19 protein-coding genes and 1 pseudogene are annotated in these 25,316 nt (G+C 66.6%); 9 read left to right on the forward strand and 11 right to left on the reverse strand.

From position 1 onward, the window contains the following. Positions 1-5: 5 nt before the first annotated feature. The 5 genes from BST15_RS15530 to BST15_RS15550 form a co-directional block, all read right to left on the reverse strand. Positions 6-2,123 carry a cellulase family glycosylhydrolase gene (locus tag BST15_RS15530; RefSeq protein ID WP_234808425.1) on the reverse strand — a complete coding sequence of 706 codons (2,118 nt, stop codon included), beginning with the start codon at positions 2,121-2,123 and terminating at the stop codon, positions 6-8. A 137-nt stretch (positions 2,124-2,260) separates the two neighbouring features. Beyond that, a complete protein-coding gene (locus BST15_RS15535) occupies positions 2,261-4,372 on the reverse strand; it encodes a cellulase family glycosylhydrolase (protein ID WP_234808426.1) in 2,112 nt (703 codons plus the stop codon). Between the two features lie 432 nt (positions 4,373-4,804). Next, positions 4,805-5,677, reverse strand: a complete 873-nt coding sequence (locus BST15_RS15540; protein WP_046189800.1) for a TIGR03619 family F420-dependent LLM class oxidoreductase — start codon at positions 5,675-5,677, stop codon at positions 4,805-4,807. A gap of 82 nt (positions 5,678-5,759) precedes the next feature. Beyond that, complete coding sequence (locus tag BST15_RS15545; protein ID WP_046189817.1) at positions 5,760-6,476, reverse strand: DUF4873 domain-containing protein; 717 nt, start codon at positions 6,474-6,476, stop codon at positions 5,760-5,762. Next, entirely contained in the window at positions 6,473-7,375 is a 903-nt protein-coding gene (locus BST15_RS15550) for an AurF N-oxygenase family protein (protein ID WP_046189801.1), read from the reverse strand. The genes BST15_RS15545 and BST15_RS15550 overlap by 4 nt, the downstream gene beginning before the upstream one ends. Before the next feature lie 195 nt (positions 7,376-7,570). On the opposite strand from BST15_RS15550, the gene BST15_RS15555 reads away from it, so the two are divergent. The 5 genes from BST15_RS15555 to BST15_RS15575 are packed head-to-tail and all read left to right on the forward strand — an operon-like array spanning position 7,571 to position 12,749. Next, complete coding sequence (locus tag BST15_RS15555; protein WP_165757135.1) at positions 7,571-10,342, forward strand: helix-turn-helix transcriptional regulator; 2,772 nt, start codon at positions 7,571-7,573, stop codon at positions 10,340-10,342. Positions 10,343-10,377: 35 nt separating this feature from the next. Next, positions 10,378-10,650 carry a hypothetical protein gene (locus tag BST15_RS15560; protein ID WP_046189802.1) on the forward strand — a complete coding sequence of 91 codons (273 nt, stop codon included), beginning with the start codon at positions 10,378-10,380 and terminating at the stop codon, positions 10,648-10,650. Between the two features lie 55 nt (positions 10,651-10,705). After that, on the forward strand, positions 10,706-11,104 hold the full coding sequence (locus BST15_RS15565; RefSeq protein ID WP_046189803.1) for a phage holin family protein: 399 nt from the start codon (positions 10,706-10,708) through the stop codon (positions 11,102-11,104). A gap of 18 nt (positions 11,105-11,122) precedes the next feature. After that, complete coding sequence (locus BST15_RS15570) at positions 11,123-11,986, forward strand: Fpg/Nei family DNA glycosylase (protein ID WP_046189804.1); 864 nt, start codon at positions 11,123-11,125, stop codon at positions 11,984-11,986. A 13-nt stretch (positions 11,987-11,999) separates the two neighbouring features. Next, positions 12,000-12,749: an SDR family oxidoreductase gene (locus BST15_RS15575; RefSeq protein ID WP_046189805.1), complete on the forward strand. Its 750-nt coding sequence runs from the start codon at positions 12,000-12,002 to the stop codon at positions 12,747-12,749. 17 nt (positions 12,750-12,766) lie between these two features. Here BST15_RS15575 and cysW read toward each other — a convergent pair whose 3' ends face one another. The 4 genes and pseudogenes from cysW to BST15_RS15595 all read right to left on the reverse strand — a co-directional run bounded on the left by cysW (position 12,767) and on the right by BST15_RS15595 (position 17,081). Continuing rightward, a complete protein-coding gene (gene cysW, locus BST15_RS15580) occupies positions 12,767-13,597 on the reverse strand; it encodes a sulfate ABC transporter permease subunit CysW (protein ID WP_046189806.1) in 831 nt (276 codons plus the stop codon). Next, positions 13,594-14,487, reverse strand: coding sequence for a sulfate ABC transporter permease subunit CysT (cysT, locus tag BST15_RS15585; RefSeq protein ID WP_083071046.1), 894 nt, complete (start codon positions 14,485-14,487; stop codon positions 13,594-13,596). Before cysT ends, cysW begins: the two co-directional genes overlap by 4 nt. Before the next feature lie 553 nt (positions 14,488-15,040). Further along, positions 15,041-16,705, reverse strand: a complete 1,665-nt coding sequence (pgi, locus tag BST15_RS15590; protein WP_046189807.1) for a glucose-6-phosphate isomerase — start codon at positions 16,703-16,705, stop codon at positions 15,041-15,043. Between the two features lie 68 nt (positions 16,706-16,773). Continuing rightward, a pseudogene (locus tag BST15_RS15595) lies at positions 16,774-17,081 on the reverse strand (chorismate mutase). Between the two features lie 201 nt (positions 17,082-17,282). Between BST15_RS15595 and pcrA the strand changes: the two are divergent. Further along, positions 17,283-19,601 carry a DNA helicase PcrA gene (gene pcrA, locus BST15_RS15605; protein ID WP_046189809.1) on the forward strand — a complete coding sequence of 773 codons (2,319 nt, stop codon included), beginning with the start codon at positions 17,283-17,285 and terminating at the stop codon, positions 19,599-19,601. Positions 19,602-19,617: 16 nt separating this feature from the next. On the opposite strand, the gene BST15_RS15610 is transcribed toward pcrA, so the two are convergent. Further along, positions 19,618-20,169, reverse strand: a complete 552-nt coding sequence (locus BST15_RS15610) for a hypothetical protein (RefSeq protein WP_165757136.1) — start codon at positions 20,167-20,169, stop codon at positions 19,618-19,620. A 64-nt stretch (positions 20,170-20,233) separates the two neighbouring features. Continuing rightward, positions 20,234-21,235 (reverse strand): M23 family metallopeptidase, encoded by a 1,002-nt coding sequence (locus BST15_RS15615; RefSeq protein ID WP_046189821.1) that lies wholly within the window; start codon positions 21,233-21,235, stop codon positions 20,234-20,236. Between the two features lie 288 nt (positions 21,236-21,523). Here BST15_RS15615 and sucC point away from each other — a divergent pair, with 288 nt between their 5' ends. The 3 genes from sucC (at position 21,524) to BST15_RS15630 (ending at position 25,227) form a co-directional block, all read left to right on the forward strand. Then, a complete protein-coding gene (gene sucC / locus BST15_RS15620) occupies positions 21,524-22,699 on the forward strand; it encodes an ADP-forming succinate--CoA ligase subunit beta (RefSeq protein ID WP_046189810.1) in 1,176 nt (391 codons plus the stop codon). Between the two features lie 3 nt (positions 22,700-22,702). Then, positions 22,703-23,605, forward strand: coding sequence for a succinate--CoA ligase subunit alpha (sucD, locus tag BST15_RS15625; RefSeq protein WP_046189811.1), 903 nt, complete (start codon positions 22,703-22,705; stop codon positions 23,603-23,605). 89 nt (positions 23,606-23,694) lie between these two features. Continuing rightward, a complete protein-coding gene (locus BST15_RS15630; RefSeq protein WP_046189812.1) occupies positions 23,695-25,227 on the forward strand; it encodes an acetyl-CoA acetyltransferase in 1,533 nt (510 codons plus the stop codon). Positions 25,228-25,316: the final 89 nt, after the last annotated feature.

The raw sequence follows: 25,316 nt of genomic DNA on the forward strand, positions 1-25,316 counted from the left end.
ACCAGCTAGATCCGGATCACCCTGATGCTGATGCTGGAGGCGTCGCCGTTGGATCCGATGGTCAGCAGTGGCGAATTGGGTGCTGAGGTGACGGTTCCTCCGGTGACCTCCACCATGTAGCCGTTGGGGAAGTGGTTGGCGGGCACGGCGATGGTGGTTTCCGAGCCTGCGCCGAATATGCCGGAGCCGTCGGCGCGGTCGGTGGTGTAGCTGAAGGTGAACTCGCCGTTGTTGAAGGAGATGCCGGTCGGGATGCCCGAGATCGCCTGGGGGTAGGGCTGGGCCAGGAGGTCGAGTTTGTCCCAGTTGACGTTGTCGCCGACCGGGGGCAGGTTGGTGTCGTAGACCAGTGCCTGGTCCTCCGGCGACGCGCTGGTGATGTCCTTGCCGGTGTAGGCCCATGCCGCCCAACCGAGCAGGTTCTGGTTCGATCCGACCAGGCTGGCGTCGATGGCCCCGAGGTTGTTGGTGGCGCCGAACTCGCTCAGCCACCCCGGAACGTTGTTCTCCTCCATGTAGTCGTTGGCGTAGCCGAAGACGATGTCGGCGTTCCAGTCGCAGCCGAAGCTGGAGCCGGGGATCAGCGACGTGGTGACGCAGTAGTGGTGGAATGAGAACACCGAGTTCTCGTCGTTTACCGCTCCCAGGTGGGTGGGCACCGGCAGGCTGCCGAACAGCGTGTTGGGCTCGTAGAACACCGTCTTGTTCGGGTCGACCGAGCGGATGGCTGCGATGATCTGGTCGTAGAACGGGGTCAGCTGCTGCGAGTCGAAGTAGGGGTTGCCCAAGATGCTGCCCAGGGCCTGGGAGCCCGCCCACGGCTCGTTCATGATCTCGTAGCCGGCAACGTTCTCGTTGCCCTTGAAGTAGTTCGCCACCGCCTGCCACATGATCCCGTAGTGGTTCTGCAGACCGATCCCGTCGGGCGCCTTCTCGTTGCCCCAGAACGCGTCCCAGGCGTAGTTCTGCGCCGGGCTCACCGGGTACGTCCCCGGGAAGCCCACACCGATGTGCGGCAGCCCACCGGTCAGAACAGCCCAGTCGGGGGCACCCTCCCCGCCGAACTGCTCGCTGTAGAGGTCCTGGTGCATGTCGAGCACGACCTGGATGTTGTAGCGCCCCAGGATCTCGACGGTGTTCTCGATGGAGGCCAGGTAGTTGTAGTCGATGACGCCGGGTTGCGGTTGGACGCCGGCCCAGATGACGCCCAGGCGGACGACGTTGAAGCCGTTGGCGGCCAGGAAGGCGGCGTCCTTCTCGCCGAAGCCGTCGGCGGAGGGCTCATACGGGGGGATCTTGTAGACCTGGTTGAGTCCACGCAGCAGCACGACTTGGCCGTCACTGTTGGTGAGCCAGCCGTTGGACACCTCGACCGGTGCGGGGACGGTGCCGGTGTAGCCGTCAGGCAGCGAGCCGAATGCGCCTACGGCGCCGTGGGTTCCGTCGAGCAGTCCGGCGGTTCCGCCGACGCCGCCGAGGGCGGGCAGCCCAGCCGCGGTGGGGCCGTCACCGGCGTCACCGCCTGCGCCGCCGTTGCCGAAGAGCCAGCCGGCGGCTCCGCCGTCGCCGCCTGCGGCACCTGCGCCGCCGTCTCCGCCTGCGCCGCCGTTGCCGAGGATTCCCAGGGCGGCGCCGCCGGCGCCGCCGGCGACACCGTCGGTGGTGCTGTCCCAGCCTGCGCCGCCGTTGCCGAAGATCCAGCCGCCGGCGCCGCCGTTGGGGTTGTCTTCGGTGCCGTCGGCGCCGTTGCCGATCACGGTGGATCGGAAGATGGAGTTGATGACGCCGTTGACCTGGCTGCCGAATTCGCTGTCGATCCACTTCTCGGCCAGGCTGTAGAGCCCGGCGTAGGGGTCGAAGTCAAACGCCAAGGCAGTGCTCGGCTCGGCCAGCGCGGCGAACGCGCTGTCCCAGTGGGCCGGGGACAAGAAGGTGTCCCAGGCGGAAGTGTCCAGCACCGCTTCCGCGTCCAGGGCGCCCGCGGAGCTGACGAACGGCGCGAACAACACGTCCATCATGTCTTCGAGATCGGCGTGAGCCGGCGCGGTCATGGGAGCGATCGCCATGAACGCGGCGATACCGACAACCTTGCTGCCCACAACCTTGCTGCGGTGACGAGACATCTCGACAAACCTTCCGACCGAACCGATCACGTTTTCTTAAGTCTGTCTGAGAAGGTAAACGAGTTACTTAGCCTGTGCAAGGCGGCGGCCTAGGCGCCGCGGAGTGTCGGTCCCGTGCACGTTGGCAGCCCTGCCGGCTAGATCCGTATCAACCTGACGGTGATGCTGGAGGCGTCGCCGTTGGATCCGATGGTCAGCAGTGGGGAATTGGGTGCTGAGGTGACGGTTCCTCCGGTGATCTCCACCATGTAGCCGTTGGGGTAGTGGTTGGCGGGCACGGCGATGGTGGTTTCCGAGCCTGCGCCGAATATGCCGGAGCCGTCGGCGCGGTCGGTGGTGTAGCTGAAGGTGAACTCGCCGTTGTTGAAGGAGATGCCGGTCGGGATGCCGGAGATCGCCTGGGGGTAGGGCTGGGCCAGGAGGTCGAGTTTGTCCCAGTTGACGTTGTCGCCGACCGGGGGCAGGTTGGTGTCGTAGACCAGTGCCTGGTCCTCCGGTGACGTGCTGGTGATGTCCTTGCCGGTATAGGCCCACTCGGTCCAACCGAACAGATACCGGTTCGCCGCCTCCAGGCTGGCCCCGATGGTCGGAAGATTGTTGGTGGCGCCGAATTCGCTCAAGAACGCCGGGATGTTGTGCTCCTGCGCGTAGTCGTAGGCGAAGCCGAACACGGCGTCGGCGTTCCAGTCGCACCCGAAGCTCAGGCTGGAGATGATCGCGTTCACCATGCAGTAGTGATGGAAGGAGTAGGCGGTGTTCGGGTCCTCCACCTCGCCGAGGTGGGTTCGGACCGGCAGCGAGGCCTCCAAGGTGGTCGGTCCGAAGAAGACCGTCTTGTTCGGGTCGACCGAGCGGATGGAATCGGTGATCTGGTTGTAGAACGGGGTCAGCTGCTGGGCGTCGAAGTAGGGGTTGCCCAACAGGCTTCCCAGCCAGTGCGATCCGGCCCAGGGCTCGTTGATGATCTCGTAGCCGGCAACGGTCTCGTTGCCCTTGAAGTAGTTGGCGACTTCCTGCCACATCATTCCATAGTGGTTCTGGACGCCGATTCCATCGGAGGCCTGGGTGTTGGCCCAGAACGCATCCCAGGCGTAGTTCTGGGCCGGGCTGACGAAGTAGGTGCCCGGGAACCCCGCGTCGATGTTGGGTAGGCCGCCGGTGAACGTGGCCCAATCCGGTGCACCGTCACCGCCGAAATAGCCGCCGTAGAGGTCTTGGTGCATGTCGAGGATGACCATGATGTTGTGGCGGCCCAGCATGTCGACGGTGTTCTCGATGGAGGCCAGGTAGTTGTAGTCGATGACGCCGGGTTGCGGTTGGACGCCGGCCCAGATGACGCCCAGGCGGACGACGTTGAAGCCGTTGGCGGCCAGGAAGGCGGCGTCCTTCTCGCCGAAGCCGTCGGCGGAGGGCTCATACGGGGGGATCTTGTAGACCTGGTTGAGTCCACGCAACATCACGACCTGGCCGTCACTGTTGGTGAAATAGCCGTTGGAGACCTCGACCGGTGGGGCCACCGTTCCGGTGTAGCCGTCGGGAAGGGAGCCGAAGCTGCCGTTGTCGCCGTGAACGCCGTCGAGCAGTCCGGCGGTTCCGCCGACGCCGCCAAGGGCAGGCAGCCCGGCCGCGGTGGGGCCGTCACCGGCGTCACCGCCTGCGCCGCCGTTGCCGAAGAGCCAGCCGGCGGCTCCGCCGTCGCCGCCCGCGGCACCTGCGCCGCCGTCTCCGCCTGCGCCGCCGTTGCCGAGGATTCCCAGGGCGGCGCCGCCGGCGCCGCCGGCGACACCGTCGGTGGTGCTGTCCCAGCCTGCGCCGCCGTTGCCGAAGATCCAGCCGCCTGCGCCGCCGTTGGGGTTGTCTTCGGTGCCGTCGGCGCCGTTGCCGATCACGGTGGAGCCGAACAGCTGGTTGATGAAGCCGTTGACCTGGCCGCCGATTTCGCTGTCGATCCACTTCTCGGCCAGGCTGTAGAGCCCGGCGTAGGGGTCGAAGCTCAAGGAGAAGGCCGAGCCGGGCTCGGCCAGTGCGGTGAGCGCGGCGTTCCAGTGGTCGGCGGACAAGAAGGTGTCCCATGCCGAGCTGTCCACCACGGCTTGGCTGTCCAGTTCGCCGGCCGTGAACGGCGCGAACAGCGCCTCCATCATGTCTTCGAGATCGGCGTGAGCCGGCGCGGTCATGGGAGCGATCGCCATGAACGCGGCGATACCGACAATTTTGGTGCCCACAACCTTGCTGCGGTGACGAGACATCCCGGCAAACCCTTCTGCATGCCCCAATTCCTGAGGTGTAGCTAAGAAGGTAGACGGCGTGCTGAGCGGCGCGCAAGGTTCCCGTGCAACTGGGGACGCTTTACGGCCGCTAACGGATACCGATCAGCATTGGGTTGCCGCGCGAACCCACTGTCGGCGGGCGTCGGTCTGTGCGGCCTCGGCGGCCGCAGCACGCAACCGGCGGACAAGTCGCTGGCGGGCGATGTGGCCTGCCCTTATCTCGGTCGGTGGATACGTCGTTGTCTTCATGTGGTTACCCCCTGCAGGTCACGCAACGAGAACTGCAGTACCCGACCGCCACGCGGCGGTCAGTGCACACCAGGGTCAACGCCGACGGCCGCTAGTTGTATCCCGTTTCAGCCCGGATAAAACGTGACAGTGCGCACGGGCCACCCATTGCTGTGGTGGGCGTCACCCCGCCTTGGCGATCACGTGCTCGGCGAACCGTTCCAGGTTGCGGATCTTGGTGTCCAAGGGCTCGGTGTCGGGGCCGAGGATGTAGGGCACCCGGAAGCCCACGATGACATCGGTGACGCCCTTGTCTTCCAGGCGCTTGATGCCGTCGAGCGTGAACCCGTCAACCGAGATGACGTGGATCTCGAACGGGTCGCCGGCGCGGCCCTGTTCCTCGCGGAGCTGCTGGAGCCGGGCGATGAGCCCATCGAGTTCGGCCGGATCGCCACCGCCGTGCATCCAGCCGTCGTGACGCGCCGCGCGACGCAGGGCGGCATCGGCGTGGCCGCCGATCAGGATCGGGATCGGCTGTGACGGAGCGGGGGCCATCTTGGTTTTGGGGATGTCATAGAACTCGCCGTGGAACTCGAAGTAGTCGCCGGTGGTCAGGCCCTGGATGATCTCGATGCACTCGTCCATTCGCTTGCCGCGCCGGGCGAACGGCACGCCCATCAACTCGTAGTCCTCCGGCCACGGGCTGGTACCCACGCCCAGGGCAAGCCGGTTGTTGATCATCGCGGCCAGTGACCCGGCCTGCTTGGCCACCAGTGCCGGCGGGCGAATCGGCAGCTTGACCACGAACGGGGTGAACCGCAGGGTGCTGGTGACCGCTCCCAGGGCGGCGATCAACACAAAGGTCTCGATGAAGGCCTTGCCGTCGAGGAATTCCCGGTTGCCGTCGGGGGTGTAGGGGTATTTCGAGTCCGATTCGAACGGGTAGGCGATGCTGTCGGGGATCGTCATGCTGTGGTAGCCGGCAGCCTCGGCGGCCTTGGCGAGCGGAATGTAGTAGCTCGGGTCGGTCATCGCTTCGGCGTAGGTGAACCGCACGTGGTCTCCTCGGTCTCGGTTGGTGTAGGCGCTGTTCTCTGCATAGCAGACTCAACGGACCGAACCGTGCGGGGGACGGTGATCAGCTCCGAGGCGGCATGGCGACTTCGACGGTGTCCAGCGGGAACGGGGGGTAGCCGGCGGCGCCGATCACCGTCAGTGAGCCCCATGGCGTCCGCTCGGCGATGCGGCCCAAGGCGGTGTGCTCGCCGATCCGGATGCTGACCTTCGCCCCGGTCACACCGTTGCCCGGAAGGTCAGCGAAAAACATTCCTTGCCAATGGTATTGACCGTCGATGGGGTCGAAGTGTCCGGTCAGGCGTACGCGAGTCGGGTAGTCCTGGTCCTGGTGGGTGAGAACAGCCGGACCGTCGTAGGTCTCGTCCTCGACGGCGACCGAACCGGTGAGATAGAACCGTGAGATCCCCCGGGTCGGCAGCAGCGGGTGCACCCGCAGCCGGGGCGCGCGGGATTCGATGCGACTGGCTCCGCTGCGCCGCACGCCGTCCAGCAGCTTGGCCACGTAGCGAGCCTGCCGGCGGGTGTGCGGGCCGGGTATCTGGAACCGGTTGGGGATTCCGTGCCGGGCCACGACGGCGTCGGTGGAGTCCGCGGTGCTGATCAGCGTGCGGGCGGTCAATTGTTCGCCGTCGGCGGTGGTCACCGCCCAGGTATCGGTGCCGCTGTCGAAGCGGGCGGACGCCGTCGCCGGATCGACGGCGCGGGCGCCGGGGAACACGCCGTGCAAGCGCGCGGCATCGCCCAGTACCACGACCTCCAGGACGCCGGAGCCGCTCACAGGAACCCGGCCCGCCGCCACATTCTCCGGGCCAGTGTGCCCATCAGTCCGACTTCCTCGAAAAACGCTGCCAGCGGAGCGAACGAGGCACGTGATGCCGCGTGAAAGTGCGGGTTGGTGCGTGCCGCGCGACGTGCAGCGCGACCGTCCAGCCCGACCCGGTTGTAGACGACGGGCAAGGTGAACAGGTGGCGATAGAAGGGGCCGCCGACGCCCTGCAGGTTGGCCAACATGAGGCGGCGGTAGCGGGGCATCGCCGGGACGCTGCGCCGCAGCCCGTCGCGGGCGTATTGAATATGCCGGGCCTCTTCGGTGACATGAATGCGCATGACCCGCCGGACGATCGGCTGTAGGTCCTCCTCGTCGAGGATCTGACGCTGCAGCGCGTCGAAGATCTCCTCGCCGACCAGCGCAGCTCCCCACAGGATGGGGCCGCGGAACAGGAACGGCAGTGCATTGATGACCATGCGCTGGTGCAGTCGCGGGCGCACCGGGACCCCGCCGATTCGGTCGATGGTCTTGCCGAACATCAGCATGTGGCGGGTCTCGTCGCCCAATTCGGTCAAGGAGTAGTGGGTGGTGCGTGCGGTGGGGTTCTTGTGCATCATGTCGCGCAGCAGCGCCTGGTTGAGGATGTTCTCGAACCAGATACCGGCCGACAGGACGTTGACCAGCTCCTGGCGCGACATTTCGATCTGCTGTTCGCGGGTCATCGCCTCCCACAGGGGAGTGCCGTAGAGGGTGCACATGCGGGGCGGGAGGAAGAACATGTCCTGCTCCAGCGGTGCGCTCCAGTCGATGTCGACGACGGGTTCGTAAGACTTTTTCACCGAGCCCTTCAGCAGGCGCTCGGCGAATTCCTCGCGGGTCGGTTCGCTGCGTCGCACCGCAGTGGTCATGACGGAATCCCTTCTCCCTCGGACTTCACAAGTTAGAAGTCACGGAAAGACATGTCAATACCGTCGGTACCGGATACCGGCGGTTCGTATCATGGGCTGAGCCGGTGGGCCGCTGTCGGTCGAGTCGCGATCCGTATCGACCGGTGACCTGGGGAAACCATGACTGAACTGGGAATTCCTGCCACAATTGTGGCCATGCGACCGGGGGGGCTGGCGGACCGAAAGGCTGAGGCCGCAGCCGTGCGTGCCTTCCTAGAGACCGCCCTGACCGAGCCCGCGACCCTACTGGTCGAAGGTGAAGCCGGTATCGGCAAGTCCACGCTGCTGTGGGACGCGGCCGCGGCCGCCACCGATCGGGGGTACCGCGTGCTCTCGGCGGCGGGCGCTCCGACCGAGGTGCGCTACGCCTACGCCGCAGTGGCAGACCTGCTCGGTGGTGTCGATGCCGCCGTCCTGGCGGCGTTGCCCGACCAGCAGCGTGCGGCCATCGATCGGGTCCTGCTCGGCGGTGCCGACGGCCCGGCAAGCGACGAGCGCGTGCTTGCCACCGCATTCCTCGAAGTGATCCGGGGGATGAGTGCGGTTGCGCCGGTATTGCTCTGCGTCGACGATGCCCAGTGGTTGGACATGTCCAGCCAGATGGTCATCGGATTCGCCCAGCGACGGCTCACCGGCCGGGCGGGGATGATGCTCACCGTCCGGACCGGAACTTCCGCTGCGCCGGAACTGAACTGGCTTAAGCCCGCGCGGCCGGGATCGCTGACCAGGTTGCGGGTCACGCCACTGACTCTGGGTGGCGTGCACACGCTGATCTCGGCGCGGCTCGGACACACCCTGCCCCGGCCTTCGATCACCCGGATACATGAAACCAGCGGCGGGAACCCGTTTTACGCGCTGGAATTGGCGCGGTTCATCGATGAGGACCCCGCCCGAGCGGCGGTTGGTCTGCCCGACGCGTTGGTCGGGCTGGTGCGCGACCGGATCGGGCACGCCGATCCCGAGACCGGTGCCGTGCTGCTGGCCACCGCCTGTGCTGCGCAGCCGACCGTCGAACGGGTGAGCCAGGCGACCGGAATCAGCCCAGAGCGAGTAGTCGAATTGGCTGAAGCCGAGCCGGCACACGGGGTCATCGAATTGGACGGCAGCCGGCTGCAGTTCCGTCACCCGCTGTTCGCCACCGGCGTTTCCGCCTCGGCGGGCCCGGCAGCGCAGCGGGCGATGCATCGCCGGCTCGCCGACACCGTCGAGGAACCCGAGCTGGCCGCCCGCCACCTGGCCCTGGCGGCCACCACTGCTGACCCCGACGTGCTCCAGGCGCTGGATGGAGCAATCGCGGCCACCCGGGCACGAGGCGCTCCGGCGGTGGCCGCCGAATTGATCGAACTGGCCATGAACCTCGGCGACGACAACCCGGTCCGTCGAATTCAAGCCGCCGAGCAGCATTTCCGTTCCGGTGAGATGGCCCGAGCGCGCTCGCATCTGCGGCCCGTTCTCGATGATCTCCCGTCCGGAAACCCGTTGCGATGCATGGCGTTGATGCTCCTTGCTGCTGTCACCGGCTACGGCGAAAATCTGGTGAACGCCGCTGAACTTCTCACTCAGGCGGTAGATGAAGCCGCCGATCACCCCATTCTGCAGCTGCGAGCACGGCTGCTGCTCGTGCCGTTGGCTGGGTTGATCGGTGACCTCAAGAGGTCTGTCGATCTGGCGAATACCGCTGTGGAACAGGCCGAGAATTTGGATATCGCCGCGCTGCGCAGCCAAGCCCTGACGATTGCAGTGCATGTGCGCTACCTGTACGGCCTGGGAGTGGATCGCAAGACATTGCGCCAGGCGTCGGAGATCGAAGACCGAAGCAGTGGCGCGGCGGCCACCTTCCAGGCCAGTGCTGCCCTACCCGTAATGGCTGCGATGGCAGGCGAGGTGCAGCTGGGTCGTGACCAGATGCGTGTCATTCACCAGCGCTTCATTGCCCACGGGACTGAGATCGACACACTGTGGGCGGCCAATTACGTTGCCCTGTTCGATATGTGGCTGGGAGACCTGACAGCTGCGGCGGACCTCGCCGAAGACAGTGTCCAGCGAGCTGAACAAATGGGCGGAAAGCACCTGCTCGTCCATGCCTGGTGCACTCAGGCGTCGGTCGCGGCCCTGCGTGGCGACGACGGCACCGCACGTAGCATCGCGACTGCAGCACTCGAGGTGGCGTCTGATACCGGTGCCGCGTTTCTGGTGGGGTCGGCGGCTACGGCACTGGGATTTCTGGACGTGTCGCGGGGCGATTATGTGGCTGCCATCGCAGCTCTGGAGCCGTTGTTGTCCGGATTCGATCCCGACCATGACACCGAAATCATCACTGGCGGTTACCTCCCCGATGCTATCGAGGCGCTCACCGCGTTGGGACGTCTCGACGAGGCGGAACCGCTCATCATTGCGCTGGAGGCCAACGGTGCGCGGTTGGACCGACCGTGGATGCTGGCCGTGGGCGCTCGCGGCCGGAGTCATTGGCTGGTGGCGCGCGGTGAATTGGAGGCCGCCGAGCAGGCTGCCCTGGAAGCGCTGGTCCATCACGGGCGCCTGCCGATGCCGTTCGAGACCGCGCGCACGCAGCTGCTGCTGGGCCAGATCCAGCGTCGCCGTCGGCGCAAGCAGGCCGGCCAGGCCAGCGTGGGTGCCGCGCTGGCGACCTTCGAGCAGCTGGGGTCTGGGCTGTGGGCCCAGCGCGCCCGGGCCGAACTGGACCGGATGGCCGCGACGGGCCCTGGCTCTGGACTGACCACCGCCGAGCGGCGAGTCGCCGAACATGCGGCAGCGGGCTTGTCCAACAAACAGATCGCCGCGGAGTTGTTCATCGCCCCGAAAACCGTGGAGATGACGCTGAGCACCGTGTACCGCAAGTTGGGGATCCGGTCCCGCGCCGGGCTGTTTGCTGCCCTCAAAGCCGCAGATGTCCAGGGAAAACCCTGATTCGCGCAGGGTGCGCAACCGGCTAGCGTCCAGGAATGGGTGACGGTGAATCTGCGCGCCAATGCTTTCTGGTGGAGTGGTACCAACCCGGCCTGGCCGAATCAACCGTCGACGCAGCCATCGATCGGTTGGCTGCTGCGGCGGTCGGGCTCTGCGCAACCTTGATCGTGGCGGTGGCTGCGCCCGCCGACGAGACGCTCTTCGGCATCGTCGCCGCGGACTCCTCAGACATCGTGGTGGCGGCATGCCGCGAAGCTGGTTGGCACGTCGATCGGATCACTGCGGGAGTACGGGCCCATATCGGATGAGCACGTGATCTCTGAAGTCGACTCGTCATCGCCGCGAGGGTGGCACGATCTGCCCATGACACCGTTTTTGCTCCGCGCAGCGCTGACCGGACTCGCCCTGTGGGTCGTCACCAAAATCGTTCCCGGCGTCCAATTCGTCGGGGGCGACAGCACGGCTCAGCGGGTAGGCATCATCTTTGTGGTGGCGCTGATCTTCGGTTTGGTCAACGCGTTCATCAAACCAGTGGTGCAGTTGCTGTCGATTCCGCTCTACATCCTCACCCTGGGCTTGTTCCACATCGTGGTCAACGCGTTGATGCTGTGGATCACCGCGTGGATCACCGACAACACCACGCACTGGGGCCTGTACATCGCCGACTTCTGGTGGGACGCGATCTGGGCCGCGATCGTCCTGTCGCTGGTCGGCTGGGTGTTGTCGCTGGTTCTGCGCGACGCCGGGCGTATCTCCCGGTAAGCGGGCAGACTCGAGGGCATGCCGGAGTTGCCCGAAGTCGAAGCACTCGCTGATCATCTGCGGCGGCACGCCGTCGGTCACACCATCGGGCGGGTCGACGTGGCGGCGCTGTCGGTGCTCAAGACCTTCGATCCCCCGCCAACGGTGTTGCATGATCAGGCGGTGACCGGCGCCCAGCGGTGGGGCAAATATCTGGGGCTCAAGGCCGGTGAGCTGTTCTTGATCGCGCACCTGTCCCGCGCGGGGTGGCTGCGCTGGTCCGAACGGCTGGCACCCGCGCCGCTGCGTCCGGGCAAGGGGCCGATAGCGCTGCGGGTGCATCTGGGCGTTCCAGGGCAGGCCCCCGGATTCGACCTGACCGAAGCGGGCACCCAGAAGCGGTTGGCGGTCTGGTTGGTCGACGATCCGGTGAAGGTTCCAGGCATAGCCACTCTGGGCCCCGACGCGCTCGCGGTCGACGCCGACGAGCTCGCCCGGCTGCTGGCCGGTCACACCGGTCGCATCAAGACCGTCCTCACCGATCAGAAGGTGATCGCCGGAATCGGAAACGCCTACAGTGACGAGATTCTGCATACCGCGCGGATCTCACCCTTCGCCACCGCCGCAAAGCTGTCGGCAGAGCAGGTGACCGCACTGCATGAGGCCCTGCGCACCGTGCTCACCGATGCCGTGGCGCGCTCGGTCGGTCAGCAGGCCGCGACGTTGAAGGGGGAGAAGCGTTCTGGCATGCGGGTGCATGCCCGGACCGGGCTGCCGTGCCCCGTGTGTGCCGACACGGTGCGGGAGATCTCGTTCGCCGATAAGTCATTTCAGTACTGCCCGACGTGCCAGACCGGAGGCAAGGTACTGGCGGATCGACGGATGTCGCGGCTGCTCAAGTAGTTAAGCTGCCTGGATGACACGTCAGAGGATCCTCATCACCGGCGCCAGTTCAGGGCTGGGAGCCGGTATGGCCCGTGCGTTCGCCGCGCGAGGGCGCGACCTGGCGCTGTGCGCACGCCGAACCGAGCGGCTTGATGAACTGAAAGCCGAACTGACGGCGCAGTTTCCCGGTATCACCGTGGCGGTTGCCGCGCTCGACGTGAATGACCACGACGAAGTTCCCAAGGTGTTCCAGCGCTTCGCCGCCGAGTTGGGCGGGATCGACCGAGTGATCGTCAATGCCGGCGTCGGCAAGGGAGCCCCGCTCGGTTCCGGCAAGCTGTGGGCCAATAAGGCCACCGTCGAGACCAACCTGGTCGCGGCTCTGGTGCAGATCGAGACCGCGCTGGAACTGTTCACGTCGGCCGGGCATGGCCATTTGGTGCTGATCTCGTCGGTGTTGGGCAACAGGGGCGTGCCAGGTGTCAAGGCGGCATATGCCGCCAGCAAGGCCGGAGTGTCGTCATTGGGCCAGTCACTGCGCGCCGAGTATGCCGGCGGTCCGATCAAGATCACGGTGCTGGAGCCGGGCTATATCGAATCGGAGATGACCGCCAAGACCGCGTCCACCCCGTTGATGGTGGACAACGAGTCCGGCGTCAACGCGATGGTGCGGGCCATTGAGCGGGAGACCGGCCGGGCCGTGGTCCCACCCTGGCCGTGGGTGCCGCTGGTGTGGCTGTTGCGCTGCTTGCCGCCACGGCTGGCCAAGACCTTCGCCTGATCCGCAGGTTTCTCCGGTCAGCGGGTTGCCCAGTCCAGGGCCTTGGCCCGCCTGCGGTACAGCAACAGTGCCGCCTTGGCGATCAGGAACGCGACGGCCACTGCCATCAACAAGGTGGACACCGCGTAGGCGCCGTACTCGGCCCCGCGGTGGTAGCGGTCGTTGACCAACAGAGTCAGGGTCTGTGACTGCCCGGGCAGGTTCGAGGACACCATGATGACCGCGCCGAACTCACCCAGGGTGCGTGCTGTGGTCAACACGATGCCGTAGGTCAGGCCCCACCGGATCGACGGCATGGTGATCCGCCATAGCGTCTGCCAGGCATTGGAACCCAGGGTCGCCGCAGCCTGTTCCTGCTCGATCCCGATCTCGACGAGCACCGGTTGGACCTCGCGCACCACGAACGGCAGCGTGACGAAGATGCTGGCCAGCACCATGCCGGGCAGTCCGAAGATGATTTTGAATCCGAGACTGTTCTCGACGAAGCCCAGCGCCCCCGAGGATCCCCACAGTGCGATCAACGCGACGCCGACGATGATCGGCGAGACCGCGAAGGGCAGATCGAGGATGGCCTGGAGGATCGATCTCCCGCGGAATCTGTTGCGTACCAGAAGGATCGATGTCGAAACGCCGAACAGTGCGTTCAGTGGTACCACGATGATCACCAGCAGTAGGGACAGTTTCAGGGCCGAGACGGCCGCGGGTGTGCTTATCCAAGCCCAGAAGTGGCTCAGGCCTGGCTCAAAAGTGCGGTACAGAATCACCGACACCGGCGCGATCAGCATCACCCCGATATAGGCCAAGACGGTCAGCCGGAGCACGTGGCGGCCGCCTACGGGCGACGTCACTCGTCCTCCTCCTCGCGTTTGGCGGCGCGTCCACCCACGGTTCGCAGGACCACTAACACAGCGAACGAGATCGCCAACAACACCATCGATATCGCTGCCGCACTGGTGTGGTCGTCGTTTTCGACCAGCGCGCGGATCCACTGAGAAGACACCTCGGTCTTGCCTGGAACCGCGCCGCCGATGGTCACGACCGAACCGAATTCGGCCACGCAGCGCGAAAACGCCAGCCCGGCGCCGGTCAAGATCGCCGGCTGCAGCGAGGGCAGTACAACCGTGGTGAACGTGGTGAGGCGTGTAGCGCCCAGTGCCGCGGCCGCCTCCTCGACGTCCCGGTCGATCTCCATCAGCACCGGCTGGACGGCGCGCACCACCAAGGGCAACGTGACGAATGCCAGGGCCATCGCCACCCCGGGCGGAGTGTGCTGCAGGTGAATGCCGATGGGGCTGGCGCTGCCGTACAGGGCAAGCATCACCAAACTGGTGACGATCGTCGGCAGGGCGAACGGCAGATCGATCAGCGCATCGATCACCCCCTTTCCGGCGAAGTCGTCACGAACCAGTACCCAGGCGGTCGCGAGGCCGAACACCACGTCGAGCACGGTGACCAGCACGGAGATGGTCAGGGTCACCCGAAACGACTCCAGCGCTGCGTGGGAGGTGACGGCCAACCGGAAGCCTTGCCAGCCCCTACCGCCGGATTGCCAGGCGATGGCGGCAAGGGGCAGGAGCACGATCACCGACAGCCACAGGGTGGTTATCCCGACGCGGAGCGGTGTGACGACAGAACGGACCGCAACGGTGGTCGGGTGCGGTGTGGCGTCCGCGGCGTCCGCGGCGTCCGCGCCGGGCTCGCGGCGCATAACCTGCGGAAATTCGGTAGTGACGGTCATCGGCTGGATCCGAGAGAAGAGTGCATGCTGGCTTTCCAATACCCGGGAGTTTCGGCGTGGGTCACCGACGCGGTGACTGCCGAGGATGAGCTACTGGCGGGGGAGCCGGCGACAACAGAGCGCAACACGCACCACGCCACTTCGCTCAGCACGAGTGGGTACCTGCATGCCGCGAAGCTTAGAGAAACCTGGATGCCGAATCTTGCTCGTGTTGCGAGGTTTTCTTGAGTGGGACCGGGTATTCGGCCGCCGATCGTGCGTTGTGGGCAGCGGTGCCGGTCCAACGCATGGCCTGAAGTCAGAACCGTGAGAACCACGATCGGGGGGGCGCGCCGCAGCCGCGAAACCTGTTAGCAGCAGGTCAAATTCAGCCCACAGTTCACCTGTGCCCGGTCGGCTCCAGATTGTCTCGCGGCGTGTTGGCGCCGGCCGGCCCGGCCGGTGTGCGCCGTGGCGCGATGACCAGTCGGACCGCCGCCTATTGGCGCACCGAGGTGGCGGCTGCCGGAAAAAGTCAGGGTGCGAGAAAAAGCCGACCCCGCCGACCCCGCGGTCAGGTAGCCCGGCCCCGCTCGGCCCGATAGCGGCGCACCAGCGCGTCGGTGGAGCTGTCCGTTTGGCGCGGTGGCGGGGCGTCGTCGGTGAGCACCGGCAACAGCGCCTTGGCCTGTGTCTTGCCCAACTCCACGCCCCATTGGTCGAAGGAGTCGATGCCCCACACCACGCCCTCGGTGAACACCTGATGTTCGTAGAGAGCGATCAGCTGTCCCAGCACCGACGGGCTGAGCCGGCTGGCCAGAATCGAGGTGGTCGGACGGTTGCCGGGCATGACCTTGTGCGGCACCACCTCGGCGGGAGTTCCCTCCGCCGCGATCTCCTCGGCGGTTTTGCCGAACGCCAGCACCTGGGTCTGTGCGAAGAAGTTACTCATCAGCAGGTCGTGCATGCTGCCGGTGCCGTCCGCGGTGGGCAGGTCGTCGATGGGTTGTGAGAAGCCGAGGAAATCGGCCGGAACCAGCCGGGTGCCTTGGTGCAGCAGCTGATAGAAGGCGTGCTGACCATTGGTTCCCGGTTCGCCCCAGAAGATCTCGCCGGTATCGGTGTTGACCGGAGAGCCGTCGGCGCGGGTCGACTTGCCGTTGGATTCCATGGTGAGCTGCTGGAGATAGGCGGCGAACCGGTCCAGGTCATTCGAGTAGGGCAGCACCGCGCGGGTCTGGGCGTCGAAGAAATTCGAATACCACAGTCCGATCAGGCCCAGCAGCGCCGGTGCGTTGGATTCCAGTGGCGCGGTGCGAAAGTGTTCGTCGACGAGGTGAAAGCCGGACAGGAACTCCGCGAAGCTCTCTCGCCCTATCACCGCCATGACCGACAGCCCGATCGCGGAGTCCACGGAGTACCGCCCGCCGACCCAGTCCCAGAAGCCAAACATGTTCGCGGTGTCGATACCGAACTCCTCGACCAACTGTGCGTTGGTGGACACCGCCACGAAGTGCTTCGAGACGGCGCCATCGCCCAGCGCGCCGGTGAGCCAGCGTCGAGCCGCGGTGGCGTTGGTCAATGTCTCCAGCGTCGAGAACGTCTTGGACGCCACGATGAATAGCGTGGTGGCCGGATCCAGACCGGCCAGCTTGGCGGTCAGATCGGCGGGATCGACGTTGGAGACGAAGCGCGCTGCGATCCCGGCGTCGGCGTAGTGGCGCAGTGCCCGGTCCACCATCACCGGACCCAGATCCGAGCCGCCGATGCCGATGTTGACCACGGTCTCGATGCGCTTGCCGGTGGCGCCGGTCCAGTCCCCGCTGCGCAGCCGGTCGGTGAAGTCGCCCATGGCGTCGAGTACCGCGTGGACATCGGCGACGACGTCGTGTCCCTCGATGCTCAGTTCGGCGTGACGCGGCAACCGCAACGCGGTGTGCAGAACCGCGCGATCCTCGGAGGTGTTGATGTGCACGCCGGCGAACATCGCGTCGCGCCGATCCTCCAGGCCGGCGGTGCGCGCCAGATCCAGCAGCAGGCCCACGGTCTCGGTGGTGATTCGGTGCTTGCTGTAGTCGATGTAGAGGTCGCCGACGGTGACCGTGAAGCGCTCACCGCGGTCGGGATCGTCGGCAAAGAACTGCCGCAGGTGGGTGTCGCCGATCCGCTCGTGATGCTGGCGCAACGCTTTCCAGGCCGGGGTGGTGGAGATGTCCGGAATCTGGGGAACGGAGCTCATACTCCGACATTAGCGGCGGGTCGCTGTCGGCGGTGCGGCGCCGGACGTTACCGCGCCGGACGCCGGGGCTAGTGGCCCAGCCGGCCGCGCCCCAGTCGCAGCAGCAGCATGGCCAGGTCCTTGCCGTCCTCGCCGAGCTCGCTGTAACGCTCGAGCACCTTCATCTCACGGCTGTGCACCAGGCGGGTGCCGCCGGAGGCCATCCGGGCCCGGCCGATCTCTTGAGACACCTCGGTGCGGCGCTTGACTGCTGCCAGGATCTCGGCGTCGAGCCGGTCGATCTCTTGGCGCAGCTCGTCGATGTCGGGCAGCTGTTGGGGTTGGGCAGACATGATCAAAACTCCAGGTTCTCGCTGTTGGTGGTTTCTGGTCTCATCAGCGATCCGGCCTCACACAACAGACGAGCCCCGGGTCGGCGATGCGGACCGCGGGGCTTGGCGTTGCAGCTAAACCACGGGCACCGCTGATCGGTACCCGTAGAAAAATCGACGCTGCATGTCGAGCACGCACCGAGTCTGCCACTAAGGGCCGTGCCAGCGCAAAGACTGTCCCCGGGCGGCGGTACGTTGGGGGCGCTATGACCTTGCACGCCAGTACGCAGACCGACCACCTCCTCGAGGGGCTCAACCCGCAGCAGCGCCGGGCGGTGCTGCACGAGGGCACTCCGTTGCTGATCGTGGCCGGGGCCGGCTCGGGGAAAACCGCCGTGCTCACCCGGCGAATCGCCTATCTCTTGGCCGCCCGTGACGTAGGGGTGGGCCAGGTGCTGGCGATCACCTTCACCAACAAGGCCGCGGCAGAGATGCGCGAGCGGGTGTCGAGCCTGGTCGGCCCCCGCGCCCGGGCGATGTGGGTGTCGACCTTTCACTCCACGTGCGTACGGATCCTGCGCAACCAGGCCTCGGTGGTACCTGGCCTGAATTCCAACTTCTCGATCTATGACGCCGACGACTCGCGGCGCCTGCTGCTGATGATCGGCCGTGACATGGGGCTCGACGTCAAGCGGCACTCGCCGCGACTGCTGGCCAATGCCATCTCCAACCTGAAGAACGAACTGATTGACGCCGACCGGGCCCTGGCCGAGCTCACCGAGGATTCCGACGACCTCAGTCGGGTGGTGGCTGCGGTCTACACGGAGTATCAGCGGCGGCTGCGCTCGGCCAACGCACTGGACTTCGATGACCTGATCGGGGAGACGGTCGCGATTCTGCAGGCCTTCCCGGAGATCGCCCAGCACTATCGGCGCCGGTTCCGGCACATCCTGGTCGACGAGTATCAGGACACCAACCACGCCCAATACATGCTGGTGCGCGAACTGGCGGGCCACTCCGCCCAGGGCGATCCCGCCGACGACCTGCCGCCGGCGGAGCTGTGTGTGGTCGGCGACGCCGACCAGTCGATCTATGCCTTCCGGGGCGCCACGATCCGCAACATCGAGGATTTCGAACGCGACTACCCCGACGCGACCACCATCCTGCTGGAGCAGAACTACCGCTCCACCCAGAACATCCTCTCGGCCGCCAATGCGGTGATCGCCTTCAACTCGGGGCGCCGGGAGAAGCGGCTGTGGACCGACGCCGGGGACGGTGAACTGATCGTCGGCTACGTCGCCGACAACGAGCACGACGAGGCTCGTTTCGTCGCCAACGAGATCGACGCCCTGACCGACTCCGGTGGGGTCAACTACAGCGATGTCGCGGTCTTCTATCGCACGAACAATGCGTCGCGGTCACTGGAAGAGGTGTTCATCCGCAGCGGCATCCCGTACAAAGTCGTTGGCGGGGTGCGCTTCTACGAACGCAAAGAGATCCGCGACATCATCGCCTACCTGCGGGTGCTGGACAATCCCGGAGACGCCGTGAGCTTGCGGCGGATCCTCAACACGCCGCGCCGGGGAATCGGCGACCGCGCTGAGGCGTGCGTGTCGGTGCACGCCGAGAACACCGGCACCGGATTCGCCGCCGCCCTGGCGGCCGCCGCTGACGGCGGCGTCCCGATGCTCAACAGTCGCTCGCAGAACGCGATCGCCGCGTTCGTGGCGATGCTCGAGGAGCTGCGGGCGCACCTCAACACATGCGGTGACGACCTGGGCGGTCTGGTGGAGATGGTGCTGGACCGGACCGGCTACCGCGCCGAGCTGGAGGCATCGACCGATCCGCAGGACCTGGCCCGGCTGGACAACATCAACGAACTCGTCAGCGTCGCACACGAATTCAGCATCGACCGGGCCAATGCACTCGCCGATCAGGACGGCTCCGCCGACGAGGAGGACGTGCCGGACGTCGGCGTTCTGGCGGCGTTCTTGGAGCGGGTCTCGCTGATCGCCGACACCGACGAGATTCCCGAGCATGGTTCCGGGATGGTCACGCTGATGACGCTGCACACCGCCAAGGGGCTGGAATTCCCGGTGGTGTTCGTCGTCGGCTGGGAGGACGGCATGTTCCCGCACATGCGCTCGCTGGGGGACGCCCGCGAGCTGTCCGAGGAACGTCGGCTGGCCTATGTCGGCCTGACCCGGGCCCGTCAACGGCTGTACCTGAGCCGGGCCAAGGTCCGCTCCTCGTGGGGCCAGCCGATGCTGAACCCGGAATCACGGTTCCTGCGAGAGATCCCGCAGCACCTCATCGACTGGCGCCGCACCGAGGTGACCGCGTCCCCGAGCGCTCCGGTCAGCGGTGCCGGCCGGTTCGGTACGCCGCGTCCGGCTCCGAGCCGCGCAGGCAACCGGCCGCTGCTGGTGCTGGCGCCCGGGGATCGGGTGACCCATGACAAGTACGGCCTCGGCAGGGTGGAGGAAGTCTCCGGTGCGGGGGAGTCGGCGATGTCGCTGATCGACTTCGGCAGTTCCGGACGGGTCAAGCTGATGCACAACCACGCGCCGGTGAGCAAGCTCTAGCGGGTCGCCGGCCGATTCAGCGGCCGAACAGCCAGCGTCTGGTGGCCGGATGCAGGGCCGCGGCGACCGTGGCGACCTGGATGACCGGGATGGCGTGCACGATGCCCGGCACGCGGGCGCCCGCCAGGAACAGACTGCCGTACGTCAGCAGGGCGACCACCGCTCCGACTGCGATCAGGTAGTGACCGGGCGGCCGGCGCAGCAGCAGCATGATCACCCCGGTCAGTGTCGTCCCGGCGAAGACCAGGCTCAAGAAGCCGACCGCGACACAGAACAGCCGGTCGGTGTGCCACCAGCTGGCGATCAGATCGGTGGACACCACAGAGGTGGCCCAGCAGCCGAGCAGGGCCAGCACACAGGCGCTGATCGCGACGCCGGCGGACGGGTCTGACGCGGGTACTGGTGCAAGGCCGGAGTGGCTCACCGGCGGGATGTGTGCTGCCCCGGTGACGATGGGGATGGCGCCGGTGGGTGCCCGGCGGATGATGCGGCCGGGGGAGTTCGCCGGAGCGGACCCCGATGGGCCGGAGGAACCAGCACCGGCAGGTGGTGGGTGACGGTCGCTCACCACTTCAGGCTAGCGGCGAAGACAAAAAGGACGGAGCCGAGCGTGGCAGGACCACGCCGTGGTATCAGGCGAAGTTGATTCCGCGCTTGGCCAGCCAGGACGTGGGATCAATCCGGTTGGTGCCGTTCTGCAGCACCTCGAAGTGCAGGTGTGGGCCGGTGGAGTAACCACGATTGCCCATCTCGGCGATCTGGTCGCCTGCCATGACACGCTCGCCCACGCTCACCAGCGACCGGTTGATGTGGCCGTAGAGCGTGACGGTGCCGTCCGAGTGGCGCAGCTTGACCAGCATGCCGTAACCGGCGCTGGGGCCCGACTCGATGACCACGCCGTCGGAGGCCGCCAGGATCGGGGTGCCGATGGCGTTGGCGATGTCGATTCCGGCGTGCAGAACGCCCCAGCGGTAGCCGAAGTTCGAGGTGAACGCGCCGTGGGTGGGCGCCACGAACAGCGGACGCTGCAGCCGTGCTTCGCGCTCGGCGCGCTCCTGCGCGAAGGCCATGCCCTTGGCCAGCTCTTCGTTGTGCACCACGACGTTGGAGGCGGCCTTGACCGTGATCATCTGCAGGCCGTGGCTGGACGTGGTGGTGGTGCCGTCGTTCAGCATGGTCTTGCTGGACGCCAGCACGGCCGGACGCGCAACGGTGTCGTCAGACGGGTGGGTGGCCGCATGTGCGGCAGCAGCAGCCGCTCCGGCTGCCATGGCCGCGATCATGACGCGGCTCTTGACCGCGCTGGCGGGCTGACTGCGGTGCTTGCCGCCGCGCGCGGGCAGCGGGGCCGCCTCGTGCGGGCGGTAGTAACTGTCGCGGTAGCCGCCGCGCGGGAAGGTCAGCTGCAGAACCGGCATGTTGTCGGTGTCGGTCATGTCGTCCAGCTCGGGCGCCAGCAATACGTCCGATGCCTCGTCGAAGGTGTCTGCGCTGAAGGCGTCCTCGGGCCAGCCGAATTCGTTGAACGCAATGATGTCGGTGACCTCGGCCGGACTGGGCACCGAAGAGCGGTTCGCACCCGCTGTGGCGCCGTGGCGGCGGCTGGGGAGAACCCCGCCGGAAACCGGACGCATCGGTACACCGTGCTGCATCAGCCTGGAAATTCCTCTGGTCGTGATCAGAACGTTATAAAGAGCTAGACCTGGTGACGGTAACCACTACCGCTGGGGCCTGGCAAGCTATCGGCCGAATCCGCTCGTTAATGTGAACCGAATCACGTTTTCCTGGCGGTGAGATGTGCCACAGCAGTGGTACGCGAGGAGGGAACCCCGGCGCCGGGTCGATACAGTGCCTCGGGAGCTAAATCTCGCACAATCCGACAGCGCCGGACTTCCGGCGACCCGCAATAAGACAGTGAGCCCATGGATCTTTTCGAGTATCAGGCGAAGGAGCTGTTCGCCAAGCACAACGTGCCCACCACGCCGGGCCGGGTAACCACCTCGGCCGAGGACGCCAAGGCCATCGCCACCGAGATCGGTCGGCCGGTCATGGTGAAGGCGCAGGTCAAGGTTGGCGGCCGCGGCAAGGCCGGCGGCGTCAAGTACGCCGCCACTCCGGATGACGCGTTCACCCACGCGCAGAACATCCTCGGCCTGGACATCAAGGGTCACGTTGTCAAGAAGCTGCTGGTAGCCGAGGCGAGCGACATCGCCGAGGAGTACTACATCTCCTTCCTGCTCGACCGCTCCAACCGCACCTACCTGGCGATGTGCTCGGTCGAAGGCGGCATGGAGATCGAAGAGGTCGCCGCCACCAAGCCGGAGCGGCTGGCCAAGGTGCCCGTCGACGCGGTCAAGGGTGTCGACCTGGCATTCGCGCGCTCGATCGCCGAGCAGGGACACCTGCCCGCCGAGGTGCTCGACGCCGCCGCGATCACCATCCAGAAACTGTGGGAGGTCTTCGTCGCCGAAGACGCCACCCTGGTCGAGGTGAACCCGCTGGTGCGCACCCCCGACGACCAGATCCTGGCGCTGGACGGCAAGGTCACGCTGGACGGCAACGCCGAGTTCCGTCAGCCCGGCCACGCCGAGTTCGCGGACCTGGACGCCACCGACCCGCTGGAGATCAAGGCCAAGGAGCACGACCTCAACTACGTCAAGCTTGACGGCGAGGTCGGCATCATCGGCAACGGCGCGGGCCTGGTCATGTCGACCCTGGACGTCACCGCCTACGCCGGTGAGAAGCACGGCGGCGTGAAGCCGGCCAACTTCCTCGACATCGGTGGCGGTGCCTCCGCCGAGGTGATGGCCGCCGGCCTGGACGTCATCCTGGGTGACAAGCAGGTCAAGAGCGTGTTCGTCAATGTGTTCGGTGGAATCACCGCCTGCGACGCGGTGGCCAACGGCATCGTGTCGGCGCTGGGCATCCTCGGTGACGCCGCGACCAAGCCGCTGGTGGTGCGCCTCGACGGCAACAACGTCGAAGAGGGCCGGGCGATCCTGGCCGAGGCCAACCACCCGCTGGTGACCGTCGTCGCCACCATGGACGAGGCCGCCGACAAGGCTGCCGAGCTGGCGAACGCCGGAAAGGACGCTTAAGTCATGTCGATCTTCGTCAACAAGGACAGCAAGGTCATCGTCCAGGGCATCACCGGTGCCGAGGCGACCAAGCACACCGCGCGGATGCTCGCGGCCGGTACCCAGATCGTCGGCGGCGTCAACGCCCGCAAGGCCGGCACCACGGTGGCGCACAAGGACAAGGATGGCGCCGACGTCGAGCTGCCGGTGTTTGGCAGTGTCGCCGAGGCCATGAAGGAGACCGGCGCGGACGTGTCGATCGCCTTCGTGCCGCCGGCCTTCTCCAAGGACGCGATGATCGAGGCCATCGACGCCGAGATCCCGCTGCTGGTCGTCATCACCGAGGGCATCCCGGTGCAGGACAGCGCCTACGCCTGGGCCTACAACGTGGACAAGGGTGAGAAGACCCGGATCATCGGGCCCAACTGCCCCGGCATCATTACCCCGGGTGAGTGCCTGGTCGGTATCACCCCGGCCAACATCTCCGGCACCGGCCCCATCGGCCTGGTGTCGAAGTCGGGCACCCTGACCTACCAGATGATGTACGAGCTGCGGGACTTCGGTTTCTCCACCGCCATCGGCATCGGCGGCGACCCGGTGATCGGCACCACCCACATCGACGCGATCGAGGCGTTCGAGAAGGACCCCGAGACCAAGGTCATCGTGATGATCGGCGAGATCGGCGGCGACGCCGAGGAGCGGGCCGCGGCCTACATCAAGGCCAACGTGACCAAGCCGGTCGTCGGCTACGTGGCCGGGTTCACCGCGCCGGAGGGCAAGACCATGGGCCACGCCGGCGCCATCGTGTCGGGCTCGTCGGGCACCGCGGCCGCCAAGCAGGAGGCCCTGGAGGCCGCCGGTGTGAAGGTGGGCAAGACCCCGTCGGCCACCGCGGCTCTGGCTCGCGAGATTCTCGAGAGCCTGTAGCAGTTTCTTAGCGCGAGCAGACGCAGAGTCGCGTGCAGGCGTTGCTTGCACCGCGGTTCTGCGTCTGCTCGCTATAGAGAGGTGAGCACATGAGCGTCGATCCGCGCACTCCCGTCGTCGTCGGCGTCGGGCAGGCCGCCGAGCGCATCGACGACGCCGACTATCGCGCGTTGTCGCCGGTGGAGCTGGCCGCCGCGGCCGCACAGGCCGCCTTGGCCGACTGCGGCGCCAACGCCGAGCAGATCGCGGCGGCCCTCGACGCCGTGGCGGCCACCCGCCAGTTCGAGATCTCGATCCCCAATGCCCCCGCGCCGCTGGGCAAGTCCAACAACTTCCCGCGATCTGTCGCGCGCCTGCTCGGCGCAGATCCGGCGCGGGCGGTGCTGGACAAGGTCGGCGGTCAGGGGCCGCAGAAACTGCTCACCGAGTTCGCCGCCGAGATCGTGGCCGGCAACGCCGACGTGGTGCTGCTGTGCGGTTCCGACGCGACCTCGACGTTGCGCCACTTCGCCAAGGCCGACAACAAACCGGACTTCTCCGAGACCATCGACGGGCAGCTCGAAGACCGCGGCTACGGCCTGGAGGAGTTCGTCGAGCGCTACACCGTGATCCACGGACTGACCGGGGCGACGGTGCAGTACGGGCTGCTGGAGAACGCCCGGCGTGCGCGGTTGGGCCTGAGCAAGTCCGACTATCTGCAGACCATGGCGGAACTGTTCGCCCCGATGACCAAGATCGCGGCCAAGAACCCGTTCTCGGCCTCGCCGGTGGAGCGCTCCGTGGAAGAGCTGACCACCGTCAATGCCAGCAACCGCATGATCTGCGACCCCTACCCGCGACTGCTGGTGGCGCGTGACCAGGTCAACCAGGGCGCCGCGGTGCTGGTGATGTCGATCGAGGCCGCTCGGCGGTTGGGCGTGCCCGAAGACCGTTGGGTGTACCTGCATGGCCACGCCGACATGCGTGAGCAGCGCCTCCTGGAGCGCCCGGACCTGGGTGCCTACCCGGCCGCGGTCACGGCCACCACCGAGGCGCTCGCGATGGCCGGAATCGGCTTCGACGACGTCGCGGCGATGGACCTCTACAGCTGTTTCCCGGTGCCGGTGTTCAACATCTGTGATGCCTTCGGGCTGGCCGCCGACGACCCACGTGGCTTGACCCTGACCGGCGGGCTGCCCTTCTTCGGTGGTGCGGGAAACAACTACTCGATGCATGCGATCGCCGAGGCCGTCGCGTTCGCGCGCAGCGCGCCAGGGCAGTTCACGTTCGTCGGGGCCAACGGCGGAATGATGAGCAAGTACTCGGCCGGGGTGTACTCGTCCACACCGGCCCCGTGGAAGCCGGATCGCAGCGCGCAACTGCAGGCCCAGGCCGATACCGCGCCTGCCGTGCCGGTCACCGAGGGCGCCCAGGGGCCGGCCACCATCGAGGCCTACAGCGTTCGCTACGACTGGGAGACCCGGACCGGGATCATCATCGGCCGCCTGGACGACGACGGCAGCCGATTCCTGGCGACCACCGAGGACGAAGACCTGGTGGCGCTGATGTCCGACGGCGACCCGCTGGGTGCCGCCGTGACGGTGCGCGCGCTGGACTACGGGAACCGCTGCTCCCTGCGCTGACGTTCACGCGCTACGGCGCGAGGGTGCGCAGAATGTCAGCCCCGTGGGCGTGTCGGCGTGCAGACACGCACCTTCGCGCGGGTGGGGGG

This window comes from Mycolicibacter arupensis (assembly GCF_002086515.1).
GTDB classification, from domain to species: Bacteria; Actinomycetota; Actinomycetes; order Mycobacteriales; family Mycobacteriaceae; genus Mycobacterium; species Mycobacterium arupense.